Annotated in this window: 23 protein-coding genes; 17 read left to right on the top strand and 6 right to left on the bottom strand. The window is 72.5% G+C overall.

Annotation, left to right across the window (positions count from 1 at the left end):
• Nucleotides 1-49: 49 nt before the first annotated feature.
• From sucB to D7147_RS16060, 3 genes are all read left to right on the top strand, one after another.
• A complete protein-coding gene (gene sucB / locus D7147_RS16050; RefSeq protein ID WP_120678374.1) occupies nucleotides 50-1,861 on the top strand; it encodes a 2-oxoglutarate dehydrogenase, E2 component, dihydrolipoamide succinyltransferase in 1,812 nt (603 codons plus the stop codon).
• Nucleotides 1,862-1,994: 133 nt separating this feature from the next.
• On the top strand, nucleotides 1,995-3,365 hold the full coding sequence (locus D7147_RS16055) for a low temperature requirement protein A (protein WP_120678376.1): 1,371 nt from the start codon (nucleotides 1,995-1,997) through the stop codon (nucleotides 3,363-3,365).
• A gap of 56 nt (nucleotides 3,366-3,421) precedes the next feature.
• On the top strand, nucleotides 3,422-4,345 hold the full coding sequence (locus D7147_RS16060) for a TIGR03621 family F420-dependent LLM class oxidoreductase (protein ID WP_120678378.1): 924 nt from the start codon (nucleotides 3,422-3,424) through the stop codon (nucleotides 4,343-4,345).
• Between the two features lie 14 nt (nucleotides 4,346-4,359).
• Here D7147_RS16060 and D7147_RS32440 read toward each other — a convergent pair whose 3' ends face one another.
• Nucleotides 4,360-4,503 carry a hypothetical protein gene (locus tag D7147_RS32440; protein WP_158609360.1) on the bottom strand — a complete coding sequence of 48 codons (144 nt, stop codon included), beginning with the start codon at nucleotides 4,501-4,503 and terminating at the stop codon, nucleotides 4,360-4,362.
• A gap of 36 nt (nucleotides 4,504-4,539) precedes the next feature.
• On the opposite strand from D7147_RS32440, the gene D7147_RS16065 reads away from it, so the two are divergent.
• From D7147_RS16065 to D7147_RS16080, 4 genes are all read left to right on the top strand, one after another.
• Nucleotides 4,540-4,899, top strand: a complete 360-nt coding sequence (locus D7147_RS16065) for a hypothetical protein (RefSeq protein ID WP_120678380.1) — start codon at nucleotides 4,540-4,542, stop codon at nucleotides 4,897-4,899.
• A 20-nt stretch (nucleotides 4,900-4,919) separates the two neighbouring features.
• Nucleotides 4,920-6,404 carry a hypothetical protein gene (locus tag D7147_RS16070; RefSeq protein ID WP_120678382.1) on the top strand — a complete coding sequence of 495 codons (1,485 nt, stop codon included), beginning with the start codon at nucleotides 4,920-4,922 and terminating at the stop codon, nucleotides 6,402-6,404.
• A 187-nt stretch (nucleotides 6,405-6,591) separates the two neighbouring features.
• Nucleotides 6,592-7,590, top strand: a complete 999-nt coding sequence (locus D7147_RS16075; protein WP_120678384.1) for an aldo/keto reductase — start codon at nucleotides 6,592-6,594, stop codon at nucleotides 7,588-7,590.
• A 57-nt stretch (nucleotides 7,591-7,647) separates the two neighbouring features.
• Nucleotides 7,648-8,547, top strand: coding sequence for a TIGR01777 family oxidoreductase (locus D7147_RS16080; RefSeq protein WP_120678386.1), 900 nt, complete (start codon nucleotides 7,648-7,650; stop codon nucleotides 8,545-8,547).
• 96 nt (nucleotides 8,548-8,643) lie between these two features.
• Here the strand turns inward: D7147_RS16080 and D7147_RS16085 are convergent, their stop codons facing one another.
• Complete coding sequence (locus tag D7147_RS16085) at nucleotides 8,644-9,849, bottom strand: extracellular catalytic domain type 1 short-chain-length polyhydroxyalkanoate depolymerase (protein ID WP_120678388.1); 1,206 nt, start codon at nucleotides 9,847-9,849, stop codon at nucleotides 8,644-8,646.
• Nucleotides 9,850-10,090: 241 nt separating this feature from the next.
• On the opposite strand from D7147_RS16085, the gene D7147_RS16090 reads away from it, so the two are divergent.
• The 4 genes from D7147_RS16090 to nadE all read left to right on the top strand — a co-directional run bounded on the left by D7147_RS16090 (nucleotide 10,091) and on the right by nadE (nucleotide 14,002).
• Nucleotides 10,091-11,914: a DUF2079 domain-containing protein gene (locus tag D7147_RS16090; RefSeq protein WP_120678390.1), complete on the top strand. Its 1,824-nt coding sequence runs from the start codon at nucleotides 10,091-10,093 to the stop codon at nucleotides 11,912-11,914.
• Between the two features lie 141 nt (nucleotides 11,915-12,055).
• Nucleotides 12,056-12,694, top strand: coding sequence for a lipoyl(octanoyl) transferase LipB (lipB, locus tag D7147_RS16095; protein WP_370461786.1), 639 nt, complete (start codon nucleotides 12,056-12,058; stop codon nucleotides 12,692-12,694).
• A 5-nt stretch (nucleotides 12,695-12,699) separates the two neighbouring features.
• The gene (locus tag D7147_RS16100; RefSeq protein WP_120678394.1) at nucleotides 12,700-13,092 is read left to right on the top strand and encodes a VOC family protein; all 393 of its coding nucleotides are present in this window, start codon (nucleotides 12,700-12,702) and stop codon (nucleotides 13,090-13,092) included.
• Nucleotides 13,093-13,117: 25 nt separating this feature from the next.
• A complete protein-coding gene (gene nadE / locus D7147_RS16105) occupies nucleotides 13,118-14,002 on the top strand; it encodes an ammonia-dependent NAD(+) synthetase (protein WP_407663362.1) in 885 nt (294 codons plus the stop codon).
• An 87-nt stretch (nucleotides 14,003-14,089) separates the two neighbouring features.
• Here the strand turns inward: nadE and D7147_RS16110 are convergent, their stop codons facing one another.
• From D7147_RS16110 to aspS, 3 genes are all read right to left on the bottom strand, one after another.
• The gene (locus D7147_RS16110; RefSeq protein WP_120678398.1) at nucleotides 14,090-14,962 is read right to left on the bottom strand and encodes an RAD23 family protein; all 873 of its coding nucleotides are present in this window, start codon (nucleotides 14,960-14,962) and stop codon (nucleotides 14,090-14,092) included.
• Nucleotides 14,959-15,474: a SigE family RNA polymerase sigma factor gene (locus D7147_RS16115; protein WP_120678400.1), complete on the bottom strand. Its 516-nt coding sequence runs from the start codon at nucleotides 15,472-15,474 to the stop codon at nucleotides 14,959-14,961. The genes D7147_RS16110 and D7147_RS16115 overlap by 4 nt, the downstream gene beginning before the upstream one ends.
• An 82-nt stretch (nucleotides 15,475-15,556) precedes the next feature.
• Nucleotides 15,557-16,843 carry an aspartate--tRNA(Asn) ligase gene (gene aspS, locus D7147_RS16120; protein WP_120678402.1) on the bottom strand — a complete coding sequence of 429 codons (1,287 nt, stop codon included), beginning with the start codon at nucleotides 16,841-16,843 and terminating at the stop codon, nucleotides 15,557-15,559.
• Between the two features lie 364 nt (nucleotides 16,844-17,207).
• Here aspS and lipA point away from each other — a divergent pair, with 364 nt between their 5' ends.
• From lipA to D7147_RS16135, 3 genes are all read left to right on the top strand, one after another.
• Entirely contained in the window at nucleotides 17,208-18,260 is a 1,053-nt protein-coding gene (lipA, locus tag D7147_RS16125) for a lipoyl synthase (RefSeq protein WP_120678404.1), read from the top strand.
• A gap of 48 nt (nucleotides 18,261-18,308) precedes the next feature.
• Entirely contained in the window at nucleotides 18,309-19,979 is a 1,671-nt protein-coding gene (locus tag D7147_RS16130; RefSeq protein WP_120678406.1) for a hypothetical protein, read from the top strand.
• 65 nt (nucleotides 19,980-20,044) lie between these two features.
• Nucleotides 20,045-20,734: a DUF4191 domain-containing protein gene (locus D7147_RS16135; protein ID WP_120678408.1), complete on the top strand. Its 690-nt coding sequence runs from the start codon at nucleotides 20,045-20,047 to the stop codon at nucleotides 20,732-20,734.
• 102 nt (nucleotides 20,735-20,836) lie between these two features.
• Here the strand turns inward: D7147_RS16135 and D7147_RS16140 are convergent, their stop codons facing one another.
• Nucleotides 20,837-21,241: an RDD family protein gene (locus tag D7147_RS16140; RefSeq protein WP_407663351.1), complete on the bottom strand. Its 405-nt coding sequence runs from the start codon at nucleotides 21,239-21,241 to the stop codon at nucleotides 20,837-20,839.
• Nucleotides 21,242-21,495: 254 nt separating this feature from the next.
• Here D7147_RS16140 and glnA point away from each other — a divergent pair, with 254 nt between their 5' ends.
• From glnA to D7147_RS16155, 3 genes are all read left to right on the top strand, one after another.
• Complete coding sequence (glnA, locus tag D7147_RS16145) at nucleotides 21,496-22,920, top strand: type I glutamate--ammonia ligase (protein ID WP_120678412.1); 1,425 nt, start codon at nucleotides 21,496-21,498, stop codon at nucleotides 22,918-22,920.
• Between the two features lie 99 nt (nucleotides 22,921-23,019).
• Nucleotides 23,020-23,385 carry a PadR family transcriptional regulator gene (locus D7147_RS16150; RefSeq protein WP_120678414.1) on the top strand — a complete coding sequence of 122 codons (366 nt, stop codon included), beginning with the start codon at nucleotides 23,020-23,022 and terminating at the stop codon, nucleotides 23,383-23,385.
• Entirely contained in the window at nucleotides 23,382-24,347 is a 966-nt protein-coding gene (locus tag D7147_RS16155) for a serine/threonine-protein kinase (RefSeq protein WP_120678417.1), read from the top strand. Before D7147_RS16150 ends, D7147_RS16155 begins: the two co-directional genes overlap by 4 nt.
• Nucleotides 24,348-24,420 lie beyond the last annotated feature (73 nt).

The following is a 24,420-nucleotide window of genomic DNA, read 5'->3' on the forward strand; positions in this document are numbered from 1 at the left end:
CCGGCGACGGGCGATGATCCCACCAGGGGAATGAAGGAGTCTGGAGAACATGCCGGTATCGGTCACCATGCCTCGGCTCGGCGAGAGCGTCACCGAGGGCACCGTCACCCGCTGGCTCAAGCAGGAGGGTGACACCGTCGAGGTCGACGAGCCCCTGCTCGAGGTCTCCACCGACAAGGTGGACACCGAGATCCCGTCGCCGGCGGCGGGCGTGCTGACCCGGATCGTGGTCGGCGAGGACGAGACCGCCGAGGTCGGCAGCGAGCTGGCCGTCATCGGCGGCGAGGGTGAGCAGGCCGGCGCCGCCGCGCCGCAGCAGCAGGCCCCGGCCGAGCAGGCCGCTCCGGCCCCGCAGCCGACGGCCGCCGCCGAGGGCACCCAGCCCGAGCCGGCGCCGCAGGCCGCGCCGGCCCCGGCCGCCGCTCCCGCGCCGTCAGGCGAGGGCACCCCGGTCACCATGCCGGCCCTCGGCGAGAGCGTCACCGAGGGTACGGTCACCCGCTGGCTCAAGCAGGTCGGCGAGACAGTCGAGGCGGACGAGCCGCTGCTGGAGGTCTCCACCGACAAGGTGGACACCGAGATTCCGTCGCCGGTCGGCGGCACCCTCCTGGAGATCAAGGTCGCCGAGGACGAGACCGCCGCGGTCGGCGCGGAGCTGGCCGTGATCGGTGCCGCCGGTGCCGCCCCGGCCGCCCAGCCCGAGGCGAAGCCGGCCCCGCAGCCCGAGGCGAAGCCCGCTCCGCAGGCCGAGACGAAGCCCGCTCCGGCTCCCGCCGCCACCCCGGGGGTCTCGTACAACGAGCCCGCCGCGGAGGCCGAGGTCGCCAAGCAGCCGGTCCAGGCCGAGCAGCGGGCGGTGCCGCCGGCGCCGGCCCCGACCGCGCAGGCTCCGGCGGCTCCCGCCCAGGGTGCCGAGGCGGCCGGTTACGTGACTCCGCTGGTCCGCAAGCTGGCCGCCGAGCACGGTGTCGACCTGGCCTCGGTCAAGGGCACCGGTGTCGGGGGGCGCGTCCGCAAGCAGGACGTGCTGGAGGCGGCGGAGCGGGCCAAGGCCGCCCAGGCCGCTCCGGCTGCCGCCCCGGCCGCTGCCGCGCCGGCCGCCGCGGCGAAGCCGGCCGCGAAGCCGCAGCCGAGCGCGAAGCGCGGCACCACGGAGAAGCTGACCCGGATCCGTACCGCCATCGCCAAGCGGATGCAGGAGTCGCTGCACGAGATGGCGCAGCTCACCACGGTGATCGAGGTGGACGTCACCCGGGTCGCGAAGCTGCGGTCGCAGGCCAAGGACTCGTTCCAGCAGCGGCACGGCGTGAAGCTGTCGTTCCTGCCGTTCTTCGCCCTCGCGGCGATCGAGGCGCTGCAGACGTACCCGATCGTCAACGCCCGGATGGACCTGGCCGGCGGGACGATCACCTACCCGGAGGCGGAGCACCTCGGCATCGCCGTCGACACCGAGCGCGGCCTGCTGGTGCCGGTCATCCACAACGCGGGTGACCTGAACCTGGGCGGCATCGCCAAGCGGATCGCGGACCTGGCCGAGCGGACCCGGACCAACAAGATCAGCCCGGACGAGATCGCCGGCGCGACCTTCACGCTGACGAACACCGGCAGCCGGGGCGCGCTCTTCGACACCCCGATCGTGCCGTCGCCGCAGTCGGCGATGCTCGGCACGGGTGCCGTCGTCAAGCGCCCGGTCGTGGTCAACGACCCGGAGCTGGGCGAGGTCGTCGCCGTTCGGTCGATGGTCTACCTGGCCCTCTCGTACGACCACCGGCTGATCGACGGCGCCGACGCGGCCCGTTTCCTGGTCGCGGTCAAGGAGCGGCTGGAGGCCGGCAACTTCGAGGCGGAGTTGGGTCTCTGACCTGCTGATCCAGCCACCGCGAAGGGCGCTCCGGTCACCCGGGGCGCCCTTCGCCGTCACGGCCCGCGGCGCCGCGGCACCTGTTGATCTGATTCCGGCCCGGGTCCGGCCCGGCCGCTGACAGACTCGTCCGGTGGGTGGTTCTCGGTGGCGTGGGCGGCTCGGGCCGGCCGTCGCGATCGCACCGGGCGCCCGGGTCGACAAGTTCGAGATCTTCTTCGACCTCGTCTTCGTCTTCTCCTTCTTCATCATCGTCCGGACCACCGCCATGGAGATCAGCGGACGCAGCCTGCTGCACGGCCTGCTCGTGCTCGCCGTGCTCTGGTGGTGCTGGGTGATCCACAGCGTGGTCGCCGCCCGGGTACGGCTCGGGGAGGGCTTCGTCCCGGTGCTCATGGTCGTCGGGATGGCCGCCCTGTTCTGCTTCGCGCTCTCCCTGCCGCAGGCGTTCGGCGACCCTCGGCGGACCGCCGCCGGACCGATGGTGGTGGCCGTCAGCTACCTCGTGATCCGTGCCGTGCACCTGCTCCTCTACTGGCACATCGCCAAGGAGAAATCGGGCGAACGCCGGCTGCTGCTCAAGTACTCCCCGGAGGTGGTCGTCAGCACCCTGCTGCTGCTCGCCGCCGCGCTGGTCCCGCCGTACGTCGACGACATGGGCCGGGCGGCGATGCTGCGTGACGCGCTCTGGGTCGCCACGGTGCTGTTGCAGTACGGCAGCGGCCTGGTCGCCGGCGCGTGGGGTTGGACGGTGACCTCGGCGGAGCACTGGACCGAGCGGTACGACCTGATCCTCATCATCGCGCTCGGTGAGTCGATCATCTCCGTCGGCGTCGGCGGCAACCTGCTCGGTCAGCCGGTCACCGCCGCGACGGTCGCGGCCGCCTCGTGCGGCATCGTCTTCACGGCGGCGCTCTGGTGGGCGCACTACGACGTCATCGGTCCGGCGGCACGGATCGCCCAGCACGAGGCGCTGGGCCGTCCCCGGGTGGCCCTGGCCCGCGACGCGTACGCCTACCTCTACCTCGTGATGATCGCCGGGATCATCACCTTCGCCCTCGGCGCCGAGGAGGTCGTACGCCAGATCAGCGATCCGCACGTCAGCCTGGCCGCACCGGCGCACGGGCCGGGGGTGCCGCTGCTCTTCGGCGGGGTCATCGGCTACTTCTGCGGCAACATGCTGTTCCAGGCCCGCACCCTGCACACCCTCTCCTGGACCCGGGTGGGGGTGGTGGTCGTGCTCGCCGCCGCCATTCCGGCCGGCGCGCAGCTGCCGGCGCTCGCCACCCTCGCCCTGCTGACCGTGATCTGCGTGGGCCTCGTAGCGGTCGAGGTGGTGGTCATGGCCGACGCCCGCAAGGCCCTGCGCTCGTACGTCTTCCAGGAACGGACGAGTCACGAGGCGCACGAGGTCGCCTACCGTGCGGCCTGGCACGAGCCCGAGGGGGGCGGTGGCGCCCGACGCGGTGACGCCGGGCGCGGGCGTGGTCCCCTCTGCCGGTAGCAGAATCGCGGGTTTCGGCTGGCTGCGGCGGGGTTCGGCCCGGCAGGCTGGGCGACATGGTCACCTTCTCCCTCCAGGCCAGCCCCTCCGACGCCGCGGGCTGGATCGAGCTGGCCCGGCGCGCCGAGGCCGCCGGGTACGACGCCCTGCTCGCCGCCGACCATCCGGGTGCGGTGGCCGCTCCCTTCGTCGCGCTGGCCGCCGCCGCGACGGCGACCAGCTCGATCGGTCTCGGGTCGTACGTCTCGAACGCCGGGGTCCGGGAACCGATGCTGCTCGCCGCCGACGTGGCGACCCTCGACCTGCTCTCCGGCGGGCGGGCGCGGCTCGGCATCGGCGCCGGGCACACCCCGGCCGAGTGGCGGGCCGTCGGCCGGGAGCGACCGGACGTGGCGGGTCGGGTCCGCCGCGCGGTGGCCGTCATCGAGGCGACCCGCGCCCTGCTCGACGGCGACGAGGTCACGGTGGAGACCGCCGACCTGGCCGTCCACGGTGCCCGGCTGGAGCGACCCCGCCCGGTCCAGCGGCGGATCCCGCTCACCGTCGGCACCGCGAACTCGGCGCTGCTGCGCTGGGCCGGCGCGCACGCCGACGTCGTCGGGCTCGCCGGTTTCGGCCGTACGCTGGCCGACGGCCACAGCCACGAGGTGCGCTGGCGGGCGGCGGAGATCGAGGCGCAGCTCGCCCGGGTGGCGGCCGGCGCCGAGGGCCGCGCCGAGCCGCCCGAGCTGGAGGCGCTCGTCCAGCGGGTCGTGGTGACCGACGACGCGGAGGCCGCCGCCGCGGAGACCGCCGAGGAGACCGGCCTGACCGTCGCCGAGCTGCTCGCCACCCCGTTCGTCCTGATCGGTACCGAGGACGAGATCGTCGCCTCGGTCGCCGCTCACCGTCGCCGCTGGGGCGTCACCCGCTACGTCGTCCGCGCGGACGCCCTCGACGCCCTCGCCCCCGTGCTGCCGCGCGCCGCCGCGCTCGCCTGACCCGTCAGCGCCCGTCAGCCGGGGCCGAGCCGCACGACGCCCACCTGCCGCCGTCCCGCCACCCGCGGGCCGGCGGCGTCCACGTCCCGCCACGCATGGCCGCCGGCCGCGACGAGAGTCGGGTAGCCGAACACTGCCTTGACGTCGTCAGCCGCCACGCCGAGATTGGAGATGTCGTGGAGAGGTGACCTACCGTGAACATCGAGATCGCTCGCGTGGCTGATCTCGATCGGGTGGAGACGCTGGTCTCGTGGCTGAAGCGCCCCCATCTCGACCGGGTCACCATCACCATGCCCGGGCTCGACACCACAGAGCGTGAACGAGCCGCCAGGACCATCCGCCACCTGTTCAACGACTGCGGCTGCGCCTGGGCGGCGCTGGCGTTCGTCGTCGCGGTGCCGGCGGCCGTCCTGGCCCGACCGAGCGGCGGCGCGGCGTACGCGGTGGCCGCCCTCAGCTGTCTCGCGGCGGCCGTCGCCGGCAAGCTCCTCGGCCTGGCGTGGAGTCGCCAGCGCCTGCTCGCCCGGCTACGTGCCCTGCGATCCGCCTCCTGACACCGAAGGGGCGATCTCTCATGGCACTGGTCTGCACCGAAATCACCGAATGGATCGAGGAGGAGGTCTCCAAGCCGGTCGAGGAGTGGGAGGAGCGGCAGGAGAAGCGCTGCAAGGACTACCCCTGGTACGACCCGCGGGGCTGGGTCTGCTGGTTCGTCACGATCCTCGTGAAGGTGGTCCGGTGGGTCGTCGTCATCGTCGGCAAGTGGGTGACCCGTACGGTCTGCAAGCTCGTCGGAGTGGTCGTCGAGGCGGTCGTCCAGATCGTCGGCGGGCTCTGGGACGTGATCGTCGGCATCGTGACGCTCGACTGGCGCCGCATCCTCGACGGGTTGCTGCGGATCGGCCTCGGCGCGGTGCTGGGAATCATCCGGCTCGGCCGCATCCTCCTGCTCGGGGACACGATCGACTACATCATCGAGGAGATCAACAAGGAGCGGCTGCGCCGGTACGTGCGCGGTCTGCTGGAGGCGAAGTACTCCGGCGACACGCTGAGCCAGATCAAGGCGGCCATCCGCCTCGACCACGGCGCGTTCGGGCTGCGCCTGCACGGCACCGCGTACCGGACGGTGCTCGACTCGGAGACGCCCTCGCCACGCGAACCGGAGGTGCCGAACCTGGTCGTGCTGCACGAGCAGGGTGCCATCAACCTCCGGGCGCTCTGTGGCTTCGAGTTCGACGAGGGCTTCTGGAACCGCAAGCGCTACAAGACGCTCAAGAAGGAGACGGTGCTCGGCGGCGGTGGCGGCGGCGAGTTCGACAACCCGATCTCCGCGGACGACCTGGAGACGTACCTGACATCACGGGGCGCCGACGGCCCGCCGTTCATCGTGCTGCCGATGCGCGACGGCGCGCTGGACACGAAGCTCTCGACCGCCAGCGAGAAGGGGCGCGAACTGGCGCTCATGCTGGACTTCGACCGGGAGAACCGGGAGGTCACCGAGGCGGCGCACATCGTCCACCCGGGCTATGACCGGCCGAACACCCACTCCGCGGTGACCGACTTCCTGACCGACGTGCTCGACCGCCGGAACAAGGACACCGAACCGGACGGCGCCACCGCCGATCTCTGCCACCCGGTCGCCGCCGGCGTCTTCCGCTACACGGACGGCCTGCGCGGCATCGCGAACAACCTGCACGACAGCGCCTGCGGACTCGACGGCAAGAGCACCTCCGGCGTCACCTTCATCGACAACACCCCGGACCAGCTCTGGAAGTACGTACCGATCCACGAGCTGGGCCACTACTTCGGTCTGTGCCACACCGACGGGGTGGACCGGATCATGTACTCGCCGAAGACGAACAGTTGGTGGCGCGGCTGGGCGATCCCGCGCGGGGTGCTGAACATCTACCTCCAGGGCGAGCCGACGTTCGGTTACGGCGAGGCGAAGGCGACCTGGGACTACGTGGTGGCCCACTTCGCCCCGCAGTGCCTGGGCGCCCGGCCGGTCGTCGTCGAGGTCCGCCGGGCCGCCGCCGGCCCCGCGGGCGCGGTCGCCTGACCAGGCGTACGCCGCCGCCGGCGCGCACCGTCGGCGGCCGGCGCGACTTGGTCCACCCGACCTCCGCGAAGTCGGGGTGTCCCGCTCGGCCAGACACCCCGACTTCCCGCATCGGCTGTCGGTCCAGCCGCGTTGGCACGCGCGCCCCGCTTGACTTCGCGCGCACTCGAAGCTGGAGGCTGTGCGCATGACGACGACACGGAAACTGGGCCGCAGCGGCATCGAGGTCAGCGCGATCGGCATGGGTTGCTGGGCCATCGGCGGGCCACTGTGGGGTGACGGTGGGCAGCCGTTCGGCTGGGGTGAGGTCGACGACGACGAGTCGGTCCGCACCATCCACGCCGCCATCGACGCAGGGGTGACCCTCTTCGACACGGCCAGCAACTACGGCGCCGGGCACAGCGAGCGGATCCTCGGCCGGGCGCTCGCCGGCCGCCGCGACCGCGTGGTGCTCGCCACCAAGTTCGGCAACCGCTCCGACGAGGCCACCCGGCGCTGGATCGGCACCGACCCGGCCCCGGCGTACGCGGTGCGCAGCCTCGATGAGTCGCTGCGTCGGCTCGGCACGGACCACGTCGACCTGTTCCAGCTGCACCTCAACGACCTCCCGGTGCCCGTCGCGCTCGACCTGGTCGACACGCTCGAGGGGCTCGTTACCGAGGGGAAGATCCGGGCGTACGGGTGGAGCACCGACCATCCCGACTCGGCCGAGGCGTTCGCGAAGGCGGGACCGCACTGCACCGCGATCCAGCACGACCAGTCGGTGCTCGCGGACAACGCCGCGATGCTGGCGGTCTGCGAGGCGCACGACCTGGCCGCCCTGAACCGGGGCCCGCTGGCGATGGGGCTGCTCACCGGCGCACAGCGGACAGCCGGCCGGGACGACGTGCGCGGGGTGGCGCCGGAGTGGCTGGTCTGGTTCACCGACGGCCGTCCGACACCCGAGTGGGCGGCCCGGGTCGAGCAGATCCGCGCGGCGCTGACCGCCGACGGCCGTACGCTCGCGCAGGGCGCGCTGGGCTGGCTGCTGGCCCGCAGCCCGCGCACGATCCCGATTCCCGGGGCCCGGACGGTGGCGCAGGCGGAGGAGAACTTCGCGACGCTGACGCTCGGTCCGCTGCCCGCGCAGGCGTACGCCGAGGTGGAGCGGCTCCTCGCCGACCTGCGGCCGACCCCGGTGGTGTGAGCCGGTCGTAATCGGCTCGACGTGCCAGGTCGGCCCCGCGTACCCGAAGATAGGGGCATGCGGATCCTCATGGCCGGCGCGTCCGGCTTCCTCGGCACCCGGCTGATCGACCGGTTCACCGCCGACGGGCACCAGGTCACCCGGTTGGTCCGCCGCCCGGCGCGGACCCCCGACGAACGCCAGTGGCAGCCGTCCGCCGCGCAGCTCGACCCGGCCGTGGTCGCCGACGCCGACGCGGTGATCAACCTGGCCGGCGCGGGGGTGGGCGACCGGCGGTGGAACGACGAGTACCGGCGGCTGCTGCGCAGCAGTCGGGTCGACTCGACCACCACGCTGGCCATCACCATCGCCGGCCTGCCCGCCGAGGACCGGCCGAAGGTGCTGCTCAACTCGTCGGCGGTGGGCTGGTACGGCGACACCGGCGACCGGGCCGTGGAGGAGGACGCGCCGGCCGGCGAGGGCTTCCTCTCCGACCTGTGCCGGGTGTGGGAGGCGGCCACCCGGCCGGCCGAGGACGCCGGCGTACGGGTGGTCCGCCTGCGCACCGGCCTGCCGTTGCACCGTGACGGCGGAATGCTCAAGCCGCAGCTGCTGCCGATGCGGCTGGGCATCTCCGGCAAGCTGGGCGGGGGCCGGCAGTGGTGGCCGTGCCTGTCGTTGGCCGACTTCCTGAGCGCGGTGACGTTCCTGCTGGACCGTGAGGAGGTGGCCGGACCGGTCAACGTGGTCGGTCCGGCGCCGGTGACCAACGCGGAGTTCACCAAGGAGCTCGCCCGACAGCTGCACCGGCCCGCGATCATGCCGATTCCCGCGCTGGCGCTGAAGATCGTGCTGGGCGGGTTCTCGGTCGAGGCGCTCTCCAGCTCCCGGGTGCTGCCCGGCGCCCTCACCCGCGCCGGCTTCACCTACCGCCACCCCGACCTACGTTCCGCCCTCCAAAGCGCCCTAACCGACTGACCCCCAGCCCCGTTGATCAAGAGGTTTGCGTCACGCCGGGGCCGGAACTTAACGCAAACCTCTTGATCAACCAGGTGCCCAAAGGGGGGTGGGGGGTCAGCAGCCGATCACCCAGTGGTTGGGGGCGGTCTGCTTGAGGGTGGTCGTGTAGAAGGTGTTGTAGAGGCCCATCCGCTGGTTGGAGCCGTTCGCGTAGGCGTACCCGCCCGAGTGGTACGCCCGACCGGCGGCGACGTGCGCGTAGTTGCTGGCGGTCGTGCAGACCGGCGTGGGCGGATCCGTCGGCGGCGGGTCGGTGGGCGGCGGGTCGGTCGGGTCGCCGCCACCCCCGTTCAGACCGAAGAAGGCCGCGTCCCGGTACGCCGAGCAGATGGTGTCCAGGAAGTAGGCGGCCGCGTTGCCGCACTGCTCCGCTCCGCTGCCCGGGTCGACCGGGGTGCCGTGGCCCATGCCGGAGACCCGGTAGAGCCGGACGACGTCGTTGCCGTACACCTCGAGGCTGGTGCCGCCGGGCAGCGACGAGGTGCTGGTCGGGGTCTGCGCGACGCCGCGCACGTTCGTCCACTGGTCGCGGGCCTCAGCGGCGTTGAGCGGGGCGACGGTGGTGTCCGAGGTGCCGTGCCAGATGGCCACCCGGGGCCGGGGTCCGCTGTAGCCGGGGTACGCGTTGCGGACGAGGTCACCCCAGGCGGCCGGGCTCTTGTCGGTGCCCGGGTTCATGCAGCCGAACGCGTTGATCATGCTGGTGGCGCAGCGGTACGGGATACCGGCGACGATCGACCCGGCGGCGAAGACGTCGGGGTAGGTGGCGAGCATGACGGCGCTCATCGCGGCGCCGGCGGAGAGGCCGCTCACGAAGACCCGGCCGCTGTCGATGCCGAAGTTCGCCTTGGCGTGGTCGACCATCTGCTTGATGGAGAGCGCCTCGCCCTGGCCACGGGCGGTGTCCCCGGTCTCGAACCAGTTGAAGCAGCTGGTGGCGTTGTTCGCGGACTTCTGCTCGGCCACGATGAGCGCGAAGCCCCACTGGTCGGCGTACTTGCGCCAGCCGGAGTTGGTGAAGTAGCCGGAGGCGTTCTGCGTGCAGCCGTGCAGCAGCACGACGGCCGGGGAGTTCGCCGGCAGGTTGTCCGGCCGGTAGGCGTACATGGTGAGGTTGCCGGGGTTCGAGCCGAAGCTCGACACCTGGGTGAGGGTGGCCGCCTGGGCGGGCGCGGCGAGGGTGACGGCGCCCGCGGCGGCGAGGACGAGCCCGGCGGCCACCGCGGCCAGCCGGGCGAGGAGGGATGAGGGGCGGCGCACGGCGGCCTCCAGAGGAAGGTGTGAACTGGGTCACCTGCGAATTGCCGCGACGTTACGACGAAATGACAGAGCTGCGACATGGGTGACCGGCACACATTCACAACCACCGCTGTGTTCGCCGCGAGCGGCGCTCGCGATTCGCCGGGGGTGAACCGGGCCGCGCCCGGCGGAGACGACAAGAAGGGGACGCTCCTTGCATGTATGACCGGCACGTCCAGTTCCGATTGGTAACGTCCGCTGCGTGCCGACCTCCCCGTCCGTGACCACCGGGCCCGCGCCCGCCTCGCCGCCGCGCACCGTCCGGGGGCGCGGGATCGACCTGATCGTGGTGCTGGCCGCGCTCGCTCTCGCCGTCTGGGTGACCAGTGGGCTGTGGCGCGACCCGAACGTACGGACGATCACCGTCAACTCCAGCGACCAGGCGCTCTTCGAGTGGCTGCTGGCGTTCGGCGGGCACACGCTCACGCACGGCGAGAACCCGCTCTTCACCCACCTGATCAACGTGCCGGACGGGGTGAACCTCGCGGTCAACACCTCGATCACCGTGTACGCGGTGGTCTTCGCGCCGCTGACCTACCTGGTCGGTCCACCCGTCACGTTCCTGGTGATCCTCACCCTGAACCTGGCCGCCACCGCGATCGCCTGGTACGTGCTCTTCTCCCGGCAACTGGTCCGCAGCCGGCTCGCCGCCGCGGTCGGCGCCCTCTTCATCGCCTACTCCCCCGGCATGGTCTCGCACGCCAACGCCCACCTGAACTGGACGGCCGGCTGGCTGGTGCCGCTGCTGATCTGGCGCGCGTTCGCGCTGCGCCGACCCGGGCACTGGCTGCGCGACGGCGTCATCCTCGGCGTGCTCGTGGCGATCGCGTTCTCCATCGCCGCCGAGGGGCTCTTCTTCACGGCCCTCGCGCTCGGCCTCTTCGTCATCGTCTGGTCGCTGCACCCGGCCCGGCGCGCCGAGGCGAGGGCGGCGCTGCCGAACTTCCTCCGTGGCCTCGCGGTCACCGCCGTGGTCGCCGGCGCGCTGCTGGCGTACCCGCTCTGGCTGCACTTCGCCGGCCCGCAACGGTTCCACGGCACCGGCTTCGACCCGGTGACCCACTCCGAGGACATCGCGGCGTTCGGCGCGTACCCGCGGCGCTCCATCGCCGGCGAGGCCGGGTTGGGCACCTCACTGGCCCCCAACCCGACCGAGGAGAACTCGTTCTTCGGGATCCCGCTGTTGCTGCTCACCGTGGTGTGCTTCGTGGCGCTCTGGCGGCGCGCCGACCCGGCCCGCCGCGCAACGCTCTGGGCGCTGGCCGCGGTGGCCGTCGTCTTCGGCGTGCTCTCCTGGGGGCCGGTCGCGAAGTTCGACGGCGACCGCACCGACGTGCCCATGCCGTTCGACGTGCTCGGACAGCTGCCGGTGGTGAACGCCGCGCTGCCCGCCCGGCTCGCGCTGGTGGTGGCGCCGGTGATCGGGCTGCTGCTGGCGTACACCCTCGACCAGCTCCGGTCGGCGCGGCGTCGACGTTCGACCGAGGTGGCCTGGTCGATCGGCTTCGTGGTCGCGCTGCTCCCGCTGCTGCCCACCCCGCTGCTGACCGACGAGCGCGAGCCGATCCCGCGGTTCATCACCGCCGGGACCTGGCGCGATTACGTCTCCCCGGGTGGGGTGCTCACCCCCGTGCCGACGGCCGTGGACATCTACCCGGACGGGCAGCGCTGGCAGGCGTACGCCCTCTCCCACCGGCAGGGCGAGTTCCGCATCCCGGCCGGCTTCTTCCTCGGCCCCGGCGGCCCGGACGGCCGGGGCCGGATCGGCCCCGTGCCGCGACCGTTCAGCGCGCTGATGGACCAGGCCGCCCGGACCGGCCTGGTGCCGATCGTCACCGACGGCACGCTGCGCGAGGTCCGCGCCGACCTGGCGTACTGGCGGGTCGAGGCGGTGGTGCTCCCCGACCAGGTGCACGGGGCGAAGTTCGAGGTGGACCAGGACGCGGTCCGGCGCACCGCGACCGCCCTGCTCGGCGAGCCGCAGCGGGTGGACGACGTCTGGCTCTGGCGGGTTCCGCAGGACTGATCCGGCGGCGGGGTCGGCTGCCCGGGTCGCCGGCGCGCCGAGCCGGCGTGCGGCGGCGGTGCGGCGGCGGTGCGGCGGCGGTGAGGCGGCTCACCAGCGCCACCGGCCGGTTACCGGACTACGCTGAACGGCGTGAGCACGATGACCTCCGGCCTGACGGCCGTCCGCGCCGGCCTCCTCGACTACCAGGCCGCCTGGGACGAGCAGCGGCGGCTGCACGAAGCGGTGGTGGCGGGCGAGCAGGGCGACACGGTCCTGCTGCTGGAGCACCAGAGCGTCTACACGGCGGGCAAGCGCACCGAGCCGTGGGACCGGCCCACGGACGGCACCCCGGTCATCGACGTGGACCGCGGCGGCAAGATCACCTGGCACGGTCCGGGCCAGCTCGTCGGCTACCCGATCGTGCGGCTGCCCGACCCGGTGGACGTGGTGGCCTACGTGCGGCGTACCGAGCAGATGCTGATCGACGTCTGCGCCGAGTTCGGGCTCACGGCCGGCCGGGTCGAGGGGCGCAGCGGCGTCTGGGTGCCGGAGGACGACCGCGGGCCCGCCCGCAAGGTCGCCGCGATCGGCATCCGGGTGGCCCGTGGGGTGACCCTGCACGGCTTCGCCATCAACTGTGACTGCGACCTGAGCTACTACGACCGGATCGTGGCCTGCGGCATCCGGGACGCGGGGACCACGTCGCTCACCGCCGAGCTGGGCCGTGAGATCACCGTCGCCGACGTGCTGCCGGTGGTGGAGCGCCACCTGGGCACCATCGTCGCCGTCGAGTCCTGACCGGGATGCGGGTCGACCTCGTCACCGTCGTGGTCGCCGAGTACGACCCGGCGATCACCTTCTTCACCGAGGTGCTCGGCTTCGAGCTCGCCGAGGACTCGCCGTCGCTGACCAACGACGGCCGCCCGAAACGCTGGGTGGTCGTACGGCCGCCCGGCGGCGGGACCGGTCTGCTCCTCGCCCGCGCCGACGGAGACGAGCAGGCCGCCGCGATCGGCAACCAGGTAGCGGGTCGAGTAGGTTTCTTCCTGCAGGTCGACGACTTCGACGCCACGTACCGGCGAATGGTCGACGCGAAGGTGGAGTTCGTCCGACCGCCGCGCACCGAGCCGTACGGCCGGGTGGCCGTCTTCCGCGACCTCGCCGGCAACCGCTGGGACCTGCTCGGCCCCGCCTGACCGCGAAGGAGTCCCGTTGACCGACGTGCTGTCGACGCAGCAGCAGATCGCCACCGACCTCCAGGTGCCGTCGACCTTCGACGCCCCGGCGGAGATCGAACGCCGGATCGTCTTCCTCGCCGACCGGCTGGTCGAGACCGGACTGTCGACGCTCGTGCTCGGCATCAGCGGCGGGGTGGACTCCACCACGGCGGGGCGGCTCTGCCAGCTCGCGGTCGAACGGGCCCGGGAGGCCGGCCACCCGGCGACCTTCGTCGCCATGCGCCTGCCGTACGGCGTGCAGGCCGACGAGCACCACGCCCAGACAGCCCTGGAGTTCATCCGGCCCGACCGGGTGCTCACCGTCGACGTCAAGCCGGCCAGCGACGCCGCGCTGGAGACGCTGCTGGCGGGCGGGCTGACCTTCCGCGACGTCGCCCAGCAGGACTTCGTGCACGGCAACGTCAAGGCCCGGCAGCGCATGATCGCCCAGTACGCGGTGGCCGGCGCGATGGCTGGGTTGGTTGTCGGCACCGACCACGCCGCCGAGGCGGTCACCGGCTTCTTCACCAAGCACGGCGACGGGGCGGCGGACGTCGTACCGCTCACCGGGCTGACCAAGCGGCGGGTACGGGCGATCGCCGCAGCGCTCGGCGCCCCCGCCGAACTGGTCGGCAAGGCGCCCACCGCCGACCTGGAGAGCCTCACCCCCGGCAAGCTGGACGAGGACGCGCTGGGGCTGGCGTACGAGCACATCGACGCGTACCTGGAGGGGCAGCCCGTGCCCGCGGAGGTGGAGGAGGCGCTGGTCGCCCGCTACCGGGCCACCGAGCACAAGCGCCACCTCCCGATCGCGCCGCCCGAGGAGGGGGTCAGCGCTGCGGCTCCCGCCACCGGTGACGACCGCGTCCGCAGCCACGGGTCCCGGTAACCGGCGTACGCACGGCTCGACCGCTCACCCCGCCAGGTCGATCGAAGCGTCACCGCCAGCAGCCGGGCATGGGGGTAGATCCTTGACCTACCGGAACTGAACAAATCCCGGGAGCTGGACAAAGTCCTCGGCTTCGCTGACCTCGACGGGCACGCCCGTGCGGTACCGGTCGGGGAACTCGGCACGGGCGCGAGCGACGTCGCCTTTCACCCCGACGGGCAGCACCTGCCCGGTGTTGTCGAAGCTCACCTGCGCGACGGTGATGTTCCGCGCCGCCCAGTACGGCCGGTCGGCCATGATCTGGTCCGCGCGGGCCTTGCTCTCCCTCGCCGAGTACCGCGCGTCGAACAGCGCGACGCAGTCGCGGGCGAACTCGCGGAGCACGTACTCGTCGAACGCGCCCGACGGCTTGCGGAACAACTCGATCCGGTCCCGTGGGTTGGCCAGCCGCCCGCCCGCGTACACCTGCGGGAACCTCCGCTTCACCACCGGTTCCACCCGGTCGTACAGATCCATGAGCTTCGGCTGGTTGGCGGGCAGACCGTGCTCATCGTCGGCCGCCGCGCTCGGATCGGCGGTGGCGCAGCCCGCCGTGAGCACGACCCGCCCCGTCGGCATGTCCGACGGCGTGGTGGTGGTCGAAGGCACGACCGCACCGCCGGGTGAAGGCACGGCGGTCCGGCTCGGCGACGGCGAGACGGTGGGGCCAGCCGAGCGCATCGCCGGAGCTGATTCCCGGCCGCCCGCGACGGTCGTGGCCGACGGCTGAAGGCCCACGACCAGCGGTAGCGTCACCGCGACCACGGCCAGGACGGCCCCACTCGACGCGGCGAGCCGGCGACGGCTGCGGGTCCGACGCCCGCGCGTCACCACCCCCGCGGTGTCGAACGGGCTCGGCGGTTCGGTGCCCAGCGCGGTCGACAGCAACCGCCGGACGTCGCGTTCCTCCATGTCGTTCACGCTCCCTTCTGCTCGATCAGGAACCCGTCTCCGAGACGCACACGCAGCGCCTGCAGGCCCCGGAAGGTGTGGCTCTTCACCGCCCCGGGGCTGCACCCCAGCGCGGCGGCGGTCTCTTCGACCGACAGGTCCTGCCAGAACCGCAGCACCAACGCGGCGCGTTGCCGCCCGGGCAGCCCGGCCAGGGCGTCGAGCACCAGCCGCTGCTGATCCACCTGCCCGGTGTGGTCGTCCGCGGCCCGGTCCGGCACCAACTCGACGGGGTGTTCCCGCCGTCGCCACGGCCTGCGCCACTCGTCGGTCAGGGAGCGGGTCAACACCCGCCAGGCGTACCCGTCGATGTCGTCCCGCCGGGTGAGCCGAGGCCACGCCAGGTAGAGCTTCGTCAGGGTGGCCTGCGCGGCGTCGTCGGCCGCGTGCCAGTCGCCGCAGATCAGGAACGCCGTGCGCCGCAACGCGGACGCCCGCGCGTCGACCCAGTTGGTGAACTGCTGCTCGTCATCCCCGTGCATCGGCTGCGCGTCCTCTCCCTCGCGTCATACACGGGCGGAGGGCGCGGGCAGGTTTACCCGCGCCCTCGACGAATTCTGCGTACTAGGGGGTCAGGCGGTGCAGGTCGCGGGGGAAGGCGGTGACCTCGCGGACGTTCGCCGCGCCGGTCAGCCGGGCGACGAAGCGCTCCAGGCCGATCGCGAACCCACCGTGCGGCGGCATCCCGTGCCGGAAGGCGTCCAGGTAGCCGGCGTACGGCTCGACCGGTTCACCCCGCGCGGCCAGCGCCACCAGGTAGTCGGCGTGCCGGTGCAGCCGCTGCCCGCCGGTGACCAGCTCCATCCCCCGGAAGAGCAGGTCGAAGCCGTTGCTGTGGCTCGGCCGGGCGGGGTCGGGGTGGGTGTAGAACGGTCGCTTCGCCATCGGGTACCCGGTGACGAAGAGGAAGTCCGACCCGTGCTCGCGGCGGGCCCACTCCCCCAGCGCCCGCTCGTGCGCCGGGGCGAGGTCCGGCTCGTCGGCGGGCGCGCCCGCGATCTTCAGCGCCTCGGTGAAGTGCACCGCCGGGATCTCCTCCGGCACGGCCGGCAGCGCGATCCCGAGGGTGGCCACCGCTCCCACGGCCCGCTGCGCCACGCTGCCGAGCATGCCGGCGAGGACGTCGCGCAGCACCCGCATCACGTCCCGGTGGTCGGCGACGAAGCCCAGCTCGACGTCGAGCGAGGTGTACTGGGCCAGGTGCCGGACGGTGTCGTGCGGCTCGGCGCGGAAGACCGGGCCCACCTCGTACACCTTCTCGAAGACACCGACCATCAGCTGCTTGTAGAACTGCGGCGACTGGGCCAGGTACGCGGGACGGCCGAACCAGTCCAGCTCGAAGACGTTCGCGCCGGACTCGGTGGAGGAGCTCACCACCTTCGGCGTGTGGATCTCCACGAAGTCGCGGCAGTCCAGCGCGGCCCGGAAGCCGGCCACGCTCGCCGCCGACACGCGCAGCGCCGCCGAGCGCAGGGGATGACGCAGGGCGGTGGGCGCGTGGTCGAGCTGGGTGGGCAGGCTCGCGGTCAGCACCGGGCGGTACAGGTCGAACGGTGGCGGTACGGCGGGCGGGCCGAGCGGACGTACCACCGGGTCGGTCAGCTCGACCCCGACGGGCGCCGTCGTGTTCGCCACCACCGTGGCGGTGACCTCGACGACGGTCTCCTCGGTCAGCGCCTCGATCTGGGCGCGGGTCGCCGGGTCGGTCACCACCACCTGCGACAGCCCGGCGGCGTCCCGGACGATCAGGAACGCCACCGACTTGAGCAGCCGGCGACGGTGCACCCAGCCGGCTGTCCGGACGGTCGCACCGATGTGGGCGGAGAGCTGGGTGGAGAGGATGCGTTGCACGGTGTACCTCCTCGTCGAATCGCAACGCGATCCCGGGAGGTGCGGGCGAGCGGGTCCTCGCGGTGCCACCACACCTTCGCCCCCGCCTGGGCGGGAGCCTCGTTCGTCGCCCGTGACGTGGGCCAGCCGGCGGGCTCTACTGGACGTCGCCGTTTCGTGGCGCGCCGTTCTTCCCGCTGCTCGGGAGGGTCTTCACGAGCCCGTCGCCAGACCGCCTTCCAGCACTTCGGCGGCTCTCTGCACTGGCGGGCGGGCCGCTACTCGGCTCCGTCGTCGCAATTGCCGAGGACACTAACACCGATCATCGCGAGATGTGACAACGTTTTCGGCGGGGCCGGTGTTCGGCGTCACAAGGCCTGGGGACGTGACGCCGGTCGCCCGCGCTACATCGACAGCCGCCGTCGGGCGTAGGCTCGGTTTCGTGACGATCGAGCACTCCGCGCCGACGACCGGCCAGGCCGCGCGTACCGCGACGCCCGCCCCAGAGGGGCGGCGCATGCTGCGGATCGAGGCCCGCAATGCCGAGACGCCGATCGAGCGCAAACCACCGTGGATCAAGGTCAAGGCCAAGATGGGGCCGGAGTACACCCAGCTGCGCGGGCTCGTCTCGCGCGAGGGGCTGCACACCGTCTGCCAGGAGGCCGGCTGTCCCAACATCTACGAATGTTGGGAGGACCGGGAGGCCACCTTCCTCATCGGCGGCGACCAGTGCACCCGCCGCTGCGACTTCTGCCAGATCGACACCGGCAAGCCGGCCGAGTTCGACGCGGACGAGCCGCGCCGGGTCGCCGAGTCCGTGGTGTCGATGGGCCTGCGCTACGCCACGGTCACCGGCGTGGCCCGCGACGACCTGCCCGACGGCGGCGCCTGGCTCTACGCCGAGACCGTCCGCCAGATCCACGCGTTGCAGCCCGGCTGCGGCGTGGAGCTGCTGATCCCCGACTTCAACGCGGTCCCCGAGCAGCTCGCCGAGGTGTTCGGTTCCCGCCCCGAGGTGCTGGCCCACAACGTCGAGACCGTTCCGCGGATCTTCAAGCGGATCCGGCCGGCGTTCCGCTACGAGCGGTCGCTGGACGTGATCCGGCAGGCCCGCGCGGACGGGCTGGTGACCAAGAGCAACCTGATCCTCGGCATGGGCGAGGAGCGGGCCGAGGTGTCCCAGGCGCTGCGTGACCTCCACGAGGCCGGGTGCGAGCTGATCACCATCACCCAGTACCTTCGCCCCAGCCCCCGGCACCACCCGGTCGAGCGGTGGGTCAAGCCCGAGGAGTTCGTGGAGCTGAGCGCGGAGGCCGAGGAGATCGGCTTCGCGGGCGTCATGAGTGGGCCGCTGGTGCGCTCGTCGTACCGGGCGGGCCGGCTCTACCAGCAGGCGCTCGCCGCCCGCGACGCCAGCCCGGTCGTCACCGCCGGCTGATCCGCGCCGCTGCCGGTCCTTCCGGCCGGCGGGTGCCATGATCAGGTCATGACGGCCGGCGTACGCCAGGAGACCCACGACGCGCGTGGCGGGCTACCGGCCGCCGGCCGAGTCCGGCTGCCCGTGCTGCTCACCGTGGTGGCGCTGCTCGCCGGGGTCGGCTACCGGCTGGCCCTGCTCGCCTTCGACGCTCCGGCGACCAACAGCGACGAGGCCACCATGGGGTTGGCCGCGCTGCACATCGCCCGCGGGCAGGACTTCCCGGTGTGGTTCTACGGGCAGTCCTACATGGGGACGCTGGAGGCGTACCTGGCCGCGCCCGTGCTCGCGCTGACCGGGCCGTCGCTCTTCGGCCTGCGCCTGGTCACGGTGGCGCTCTACGCAGCCTTCGCGCTGCTCGCCTGGCGGTTGACGCTGCGGCTGACCGGTGACCGGTGGTTCGCGCTGCTGGTGGTGGCGCTGCTCGCGCTCGGCTCGGACCGGATCGTCAAGAACCAGCTCATCGCCGGTGGCGGCTACCCCGAGATGAGCCCGGCCGCCGCCGCGCTGGCGCTGCTCGCGTACGACCTCTGCGCCGGCCGGCCGGGCCGCCGGCTGCCCCGGTGGACGGCGTGGGGTCTCCTCGCCGGGCTGATGCTCTGGGTGGATCCGCTCGTGCTGCCGTACGTGCTCGGCGTCGGCGCGGTGCTCGTGGCGTTCCGCCGGCGGGAACTGCGGGCGCGGGCCGGGGCGGTGCTCGGGATCGCCGTCCTGGTCGGTGCCGCGCCCCTGCTCGGGCACAGCCTGGCGACCGGCCGGAACCCGCTCGCCGCCGTACTCGCCGCGGCGGGGGGTGGCGCCGACGCGCCGGCCGGCTGGGCGGACCGGCTGCACGGTGGCCTGCTGCTCGGCCCGTCGCTGGGCATGGGCTTCTGCTCCCCCGGCAACTGCGCGACCGGGCAGCTCTGGTGGGCACTCGCCCTGCCGGTGCTGCTCGTCGTAGGGGCGGTGTCCGCCGGTCGCGCGCTGCGAACGGGCCGCGCCGATCACGTCGGGGACGGCGGTGCCGCACGTCCAGGAGCTGCCGGCGACGCGCCGGCGAACGGCCGCGTCGGGGCGGCCCTGCGGCTCGCGCTCGTCGCGGCGGGCACGGCCACGCTGGTCGCGTACACGCTGAGCGGTTCGGCGGGCCGGACTCCCGTGGAGAGTTCCCGTTACCTCTCCTGCCTGCTCGTCTCCCTGCCCGCGCTGCTCTGGCCGCTGTGGCGCGCCGCCCGCCGGCTGGCCGAAAACCGGTCACGGGGTCCCGGTCGACGCGTCGTCGGGATCCTGGCGGCCGCCGTGCTGGTGGCGACCGTGGCCGGTACGGGCTACGCGACGTACCGCGCGGCCGGCACCGCCTCCGCCGCCCGAGCCGCCGAGGCCCGGCACACCGAACTGGTCGGCACGCTGCGTGAGCTGGGCGTCCGGCACGTCTACGGCGGCTACTGGACCTGCAACCGGCTCACCTTCGCCAGCGGCGAGGAGGTGGTCTGCGCGGTGGTCGACGACGAGCTGCGCCCCGGCCACGACCGGTACGCCCCGTACCGCCGGGCGGTGGCGGCGTCGGCGGCGCCGGCCTGGATCGCGCCGACCGGCTCCCCGCTCGCGGCCCGGCTGGACGAGCGCCTGCGCGCCGCACCGGGGAGCCTCGACCTGATCACCATCGACGGCTACCGCATCTACCTCGCGCGCTCCTGACGGCTGCGGGCGCTGACCCAGGACGCGGATCACCCGCACCCGGCGAGACCACTAGACTCTGCGGCATGGCAAAGCCCCAGGAGAAGGTCTCGTTCGGCCAGCGGCTGAAGCAGATCGGGATGGTGTTCCAGTTCACCGCCAAGCAGGACCGGTGGTTCGCCCCGCTGGTCGCCGCGGCGGTGCTGATCCCGATCGCGCTGACCGTGGTCGCCACGATCCTCTGGGGTTGGATCTTCATCCCGCTGGGCATCCTGTTCACGCTGCTCGCGGTGCTGATCGTGCTCAACCTGCGCTCGAACAGCGCGATGATGAATGCCGCCGAGGGGCAACCCGGAGCGGCGGCGCAGATCATGGAGAGCATGCGCGGCGACTGGCGGGTGACCCCGGCGGTCAGCTCCACCACCCAGATGGACATGATCCACCTGGTGATCGGCCGGCCGGGCGTGATCCTGCTGGCCGAGGGGAACCCGCAGCGGGTGCGCGGCCTGCTCGGCCAGGAGAAGCGCCGCCTGGCCAAGGTCATCGGCTCGGCGCCGCTGCACGACTACGTGATCGGCCAGGGCGAGGACGAGCTGCCCATCCGCAAGCTGCGGACCACGCTGATGCGGCTGCCGCGCAACCTCAGCGGCAAGGACGTCAACGCGCTCGACAAGCGGCTCAAGGCGCTGAGCGCGCGGCCGCAGCTGCCCAAGGGGGCGATCCCGAAGAACATGCGACCGCCGCGGGGCGCGTTCCGCCAGACCCGGGGCCGCTGACTCCGGTCGTACCGCCGAAGAGCCGGACCCGTACGGGTCCGGCTCTTTTCGCTGTCTCAGAGACTGTCGGGAAGCCCTGTGGCAGGGTTTCCCGACAGTCTCTCAAACGGAGGTGACGACCGAGCCGCTCGCCCGGTCGTGCAGGCCACGGCGGTGCGAATCCATGATCAGGGCGGGTACGACCAGCGCGAGGAGCAGGCCCCGCAGCAGCCCACGGAACACCCCGATCCGGCCGCCGTCGGACCAGGAGACGCAGCGGATCCGGGTGATGTACATGCCCGGGGTCTGGGCGAAGAGGCCGAGGAAGAAGCCGTACTCGAGGACGAGCACGAGGACGGGGGCCCACCCGTCGCTGACCGGGTCGGCGAAGATCCCCGCCACGAGCAGGCAGAGCACCCAGTCGATGATCAGTGCGCCGAACCGCCGGCCCAGCGTGGGCGGGGTGAACGAGGGGTCGACGGCGGGGGGCACCGGATGCGGGTCACGCGGGTTGGTCACAGCGGTCAAGGGTAACCAGCGGGTCCGCCACCGGCCGGAGCGGACCAGCACGACCTACCCGCCAATTCGGACAATCGAGGTGCCAGTGTTTAGGATTGCCGCAAAACGCCGCCACGATCGGAGCGATCGAGCGTTTCCACCAGCACCGATGACGCTCCGCGAGGGACGTAACACGGCAGAAACACTGAAGACACGGCCGGGCAACCCCCCCGCCATAACGTCGCCAGAAGCCTAAGCCACCAGTGGACGTGCCAGGAGGAAGTGTGTTCGCCAACCCCGAGGAACTTCTGCGCTACCTCAAGAACGAGGACGTGAAGTTCGTCGACGTACGCTTCTGTGACCTGCCGGGTGTGATGCAGCACTTCAACCTGCCGGTCGAGTCCGTCGACGACCAGATCTTCACCGAGGGCCTCGCGTTCGACGGCTCGTCGATCCGCGGCTTCCAGGCGATCCACGAGTCGGACATGCTCCTGCTCCCGGACGTGGCGACCGCCTTCATCGACCCGTTCCGCGCGCAGAAGACCCTCGCGCTGAACTTCTTCATCCACGACCCGTTCACCCGCGAGGCCTACAGCCGCGACCCGCGCAACGTGGCGAAGAAGGCCGAGGCGTACCTGGCGGCCAGCGGCATCGCCGACACCGCGTACTTCGGGGCCGAGGCGGAGTTCTACATCTTCGACTCGATCCGCCACGAGACCTCCGCGCACCAGTCGTTCTACTACATCGACTCGATCGAGGGCGCCTGGAACACCGGCCGCGAGGAGGAGGGCGGCAACCGCGGTTACAAGACCCCCTACAAGGGCGGCTACTTCCCGGTGCCCCCGGTCGACCACTACGCCGACCTGCGCGACAAGATCGTGCGCCGGCTCGTCGACGGCGGCTTCACGGTGGAGCGCTCGCACCACGAGGTGGGCACCGCCGGCCAGTCCGAGATCAACTACAAGTTCTCGACGCTGCTGCACGCCGCCGACCAGCTCCAGCTCTTCAAGTACATCGTGAAGAACGAGACCTGGGCGAACGGCAAGACCGCCACCTTCATGCCGAAGCCGCTCTTCGGCGACAACGGCTCCGGCATGCACACCCACCAGAGCCTCTGGCTCAACGGTGAGCCGCTCTTCTACGACGAGACCGGCTACGCCGGCCTGTCGGACACCGCCCGCTGGTACATCGGCGGTCTGCTGCACCACGCGCCGTCGCTGCTCGCCTTCACCAACCCGACGGTCAACTCGTACCGCCGCCTGGTGCCGGGCTTCGAGGCACCGGTCAACCTGGTCTACTCGCAGCGCAACCGCTCCGCCTGCACCCGCATCCCGGTGACCGGCAGCAACCCGAAGGCGAAGCGCGTCGAGTTCCGCGTGCCGGACCCGTCGGCCAACGTCTACCTGGCCTTCGCCGCCATGCTGATGGCCGGCCTGGACGGCATCAAGAACAAGATCGAGCCACCGGCGCCGATCGACAAGGACCTGTACGACCTGCCGCCGGAGGAGTGGGGCGACGTCAAGCAGGTGCCGGGTTCGCTGTCGGAGGTGCTCGACCGGCTCGAGGCCGACCACGACTACCTGCTCGAGGGTGGCGTCTTCACCCCCGACCTGATCTCCACCTGGATCGAGTGGAAGCGGACCAACGAGGTCGACCCGGTGCGGCTGCGCCCGACCCCGCACGAGTTCGCCATGTACTTCGACTGCTGACTCGAACCTCCTCCGGCCGGGCCGGTTCCGCATCGCTGCGGAGCCGGCCCGGTCTTGTATCGCCTTCCGGCATACCTTCGGGTCCGATATATTGGCGGCGTGGACACTCCGCTACGCGAACCCACCTTCCTGATCCTCACCGCGCTGGCCGCCGCCCCGATGCACGGCTACGGCCTGATCGGCGAGGTCGCCGCCCTCTCCGACGGCCGTGTCTCGCTACGCCCCGGCACCCTCTACGGCGCACTCGACCGGCTGGTCGACGCCGGCCTGGTCGACGTCGACCGGGAGGAGATCGTCGACGGCCGGCTACGTCGCTACTACCGCCTCGCCCCACGCGGCGAGGCCACGTTGAGCGCCGAGACCGACCGGCTGCGCCGCAACGTCGAGGCGGCCACCGCCCGGCTGCGTTCCCGCGCCGCCGCTCCCCGGGCCGCCACCCCCCGGCTCGCGGGAGGGCCGGCATGAGCGACCTGGAGCGCCGTTACCTGCGCCTGCTGCGCGCCTACCCCGCCGACTACCGCCGCTCCCGCGGCGCCGAGATCGTCGGCACTTACCTCGACCTCGCCCGTCCCGACCAGCGCTGGCCGTCCGCCGCCGACGCCGCCGATCTGCTGCGGGGTGGCCTGCGCCAGCGGGTACGGGCCGCCGGGGCCGCCGACCTGACTCCCGGCGTACGCCTCGCGGCGGTCCTCGCCCTCCTCACCGCCACCACCCTCGCGGCGACCTGGTCGTTGCTGGAGCTGCGGCCGCCCCCGGCCGATCCCAGCCTGCCCGCCGCGGGGCCGTTCGTCTCGCTCGGCATCGGGGCGTGGGTCGCCTGGCTGCTCGCCGCGGTGGTGTACGCGCTGGCGCCCGGTCGGTGGGCCCGCCGTGCCGTCGTGCTCGCCCTGCTCCTCACCCTCGGCCTCGTTCCCGCCGCCCCGCTGGTCGGCCTGCCCCGCCCGCCGCTCTTCGTCCTGCTGCCGCAGATCGCGTTGGGCCTGGTCGCGCTCGGCCTACCGGACGCGCTGCCGACGGCGCTGCGGGCGGCGCCACCGATCGCCGTGGGCGTCGTCGCCCTGGCGGGGACCAACCTGCATCTGCTGTCTCCGCAGAGATTCGGTGCGAGCTACTACGTCGGGACGGTCGTGCCGGTGCTGCCGGTTGCCGCCGTCGCGCTGCTCGCGGTGGCGCTGCTGCTCGCGGCCGGCCTCATCGTGCGCGCCGACCAGCGGGGCGTCTGGGCGGCGCTGATCCTGCTCACCCCCGTCGGCCTGCTCGCGCTGCAGCCGCTGGCCGGAGCGATTGACGGGGTGGGCAGGACCGTCGCGGTCTGGTCCGAGCTCGCCGCGACGGCCGTCGTGATCGGGGTGGTCGGCCCCGCGCTGCTGCCGCTGGCACTCGCCCTCCGCCGCCCGCCCCGTTCACCCCACCCCACCCCCCGCTGACCCCACCCCCGCTCCCCCCTCCTCCCCTCCCCCCATTCGCCCTGTTGATCAAGAGGTTTGCGGCGCTATTGGA

This window comes from Micromonospora musae (assembly GCF_003626545.1).
GTDB lineage: Bacteria > Actinomycetota > Actinomycetes > Mycobacteriales > Micromonosporaceae > Micromonospora > Micromonospora musae.

Excerpts from the sequence above, each read along its gene's own strand:
- D7147_RS16130 (WP_120678406.1), top strand. The coding sequence starts at position 18,309 with ATGACGGCCGGCGTACGCCAGGAGACCCACGACGCGCGTGGCGGGCTA.
- D7147_RS16100 (WP_120678394.1), top strand. The coding sequence starts at position 12,700 with ATGCGGGTCGACCTCGTCACCGTCGTGGTCGCCGAGTACGACCCGGCG.
- D7147_RS16080 (WP_120678386.1), top strand. The coding sequence starts at position 7,648 with ATGCGGATCCTCATGGCCGGCGCGTCCGGCTTCCTCGGCACCCGGCTG.
- D7147_RS16115 (WP_120678400.1), bottom strand. The coding sequence starts at position 15,474 with ATGCACGGGGATGACGAGCAGCAGTTCACCAACTGGGTCGACGCGCGG.
- sucB (WP_120678374.1), top strand. The coding sequence starts at position 50 with ATGCCGGTATCGGTCACCATGCCTCGGCTCGGCGAGAGCGTCACCGAG.
- D7147_RS16155 (WP_120678417.1), top strand. The coding sequence starts at position 23,382 with ATGAGCGACCTGGAGCGCCGTTACCTGCGCCTGCTGCGCGCCTACCCC.
- D7147_RS16070 (WP_120678382.1), top strand. The coding sequence starts at position 4,920 with ATGGCACTGGTCTGCACCGAAATCACCGAATGGATCGAGGAGGAGGTC.
- D7147_RS16060 (WP_120678378.1), top strand. The coding sequence starts at position 3,422 with ATGGTCACCTTCTCCCTCCAGGCCAGCCCCTCCGACGCCGCGGGCTGG.
- lipB (WP_370461786.1), top strand. The coding sequence starts at position 12,056 with ATGACCTCCGGCCTGACGGCCGTCCGCGCCGGCCTCCTCGACTACCAG.
- D7147_RS16135 (WP_120678408.1), top strand. The coding sequence starts at position 20,045 with ATGGCAAAGCCCCAGGAGAAGGTCTCGTTCGGCCAGCGGCTGAAGCAG.
- D7147_RS16075 (WP_120678384.1), top strand. The coding sequence starts at position 6,592 with ATGACGACGACACGGAAACTGGGCCGCAGCGGCATCGAGGTCAGCGCG.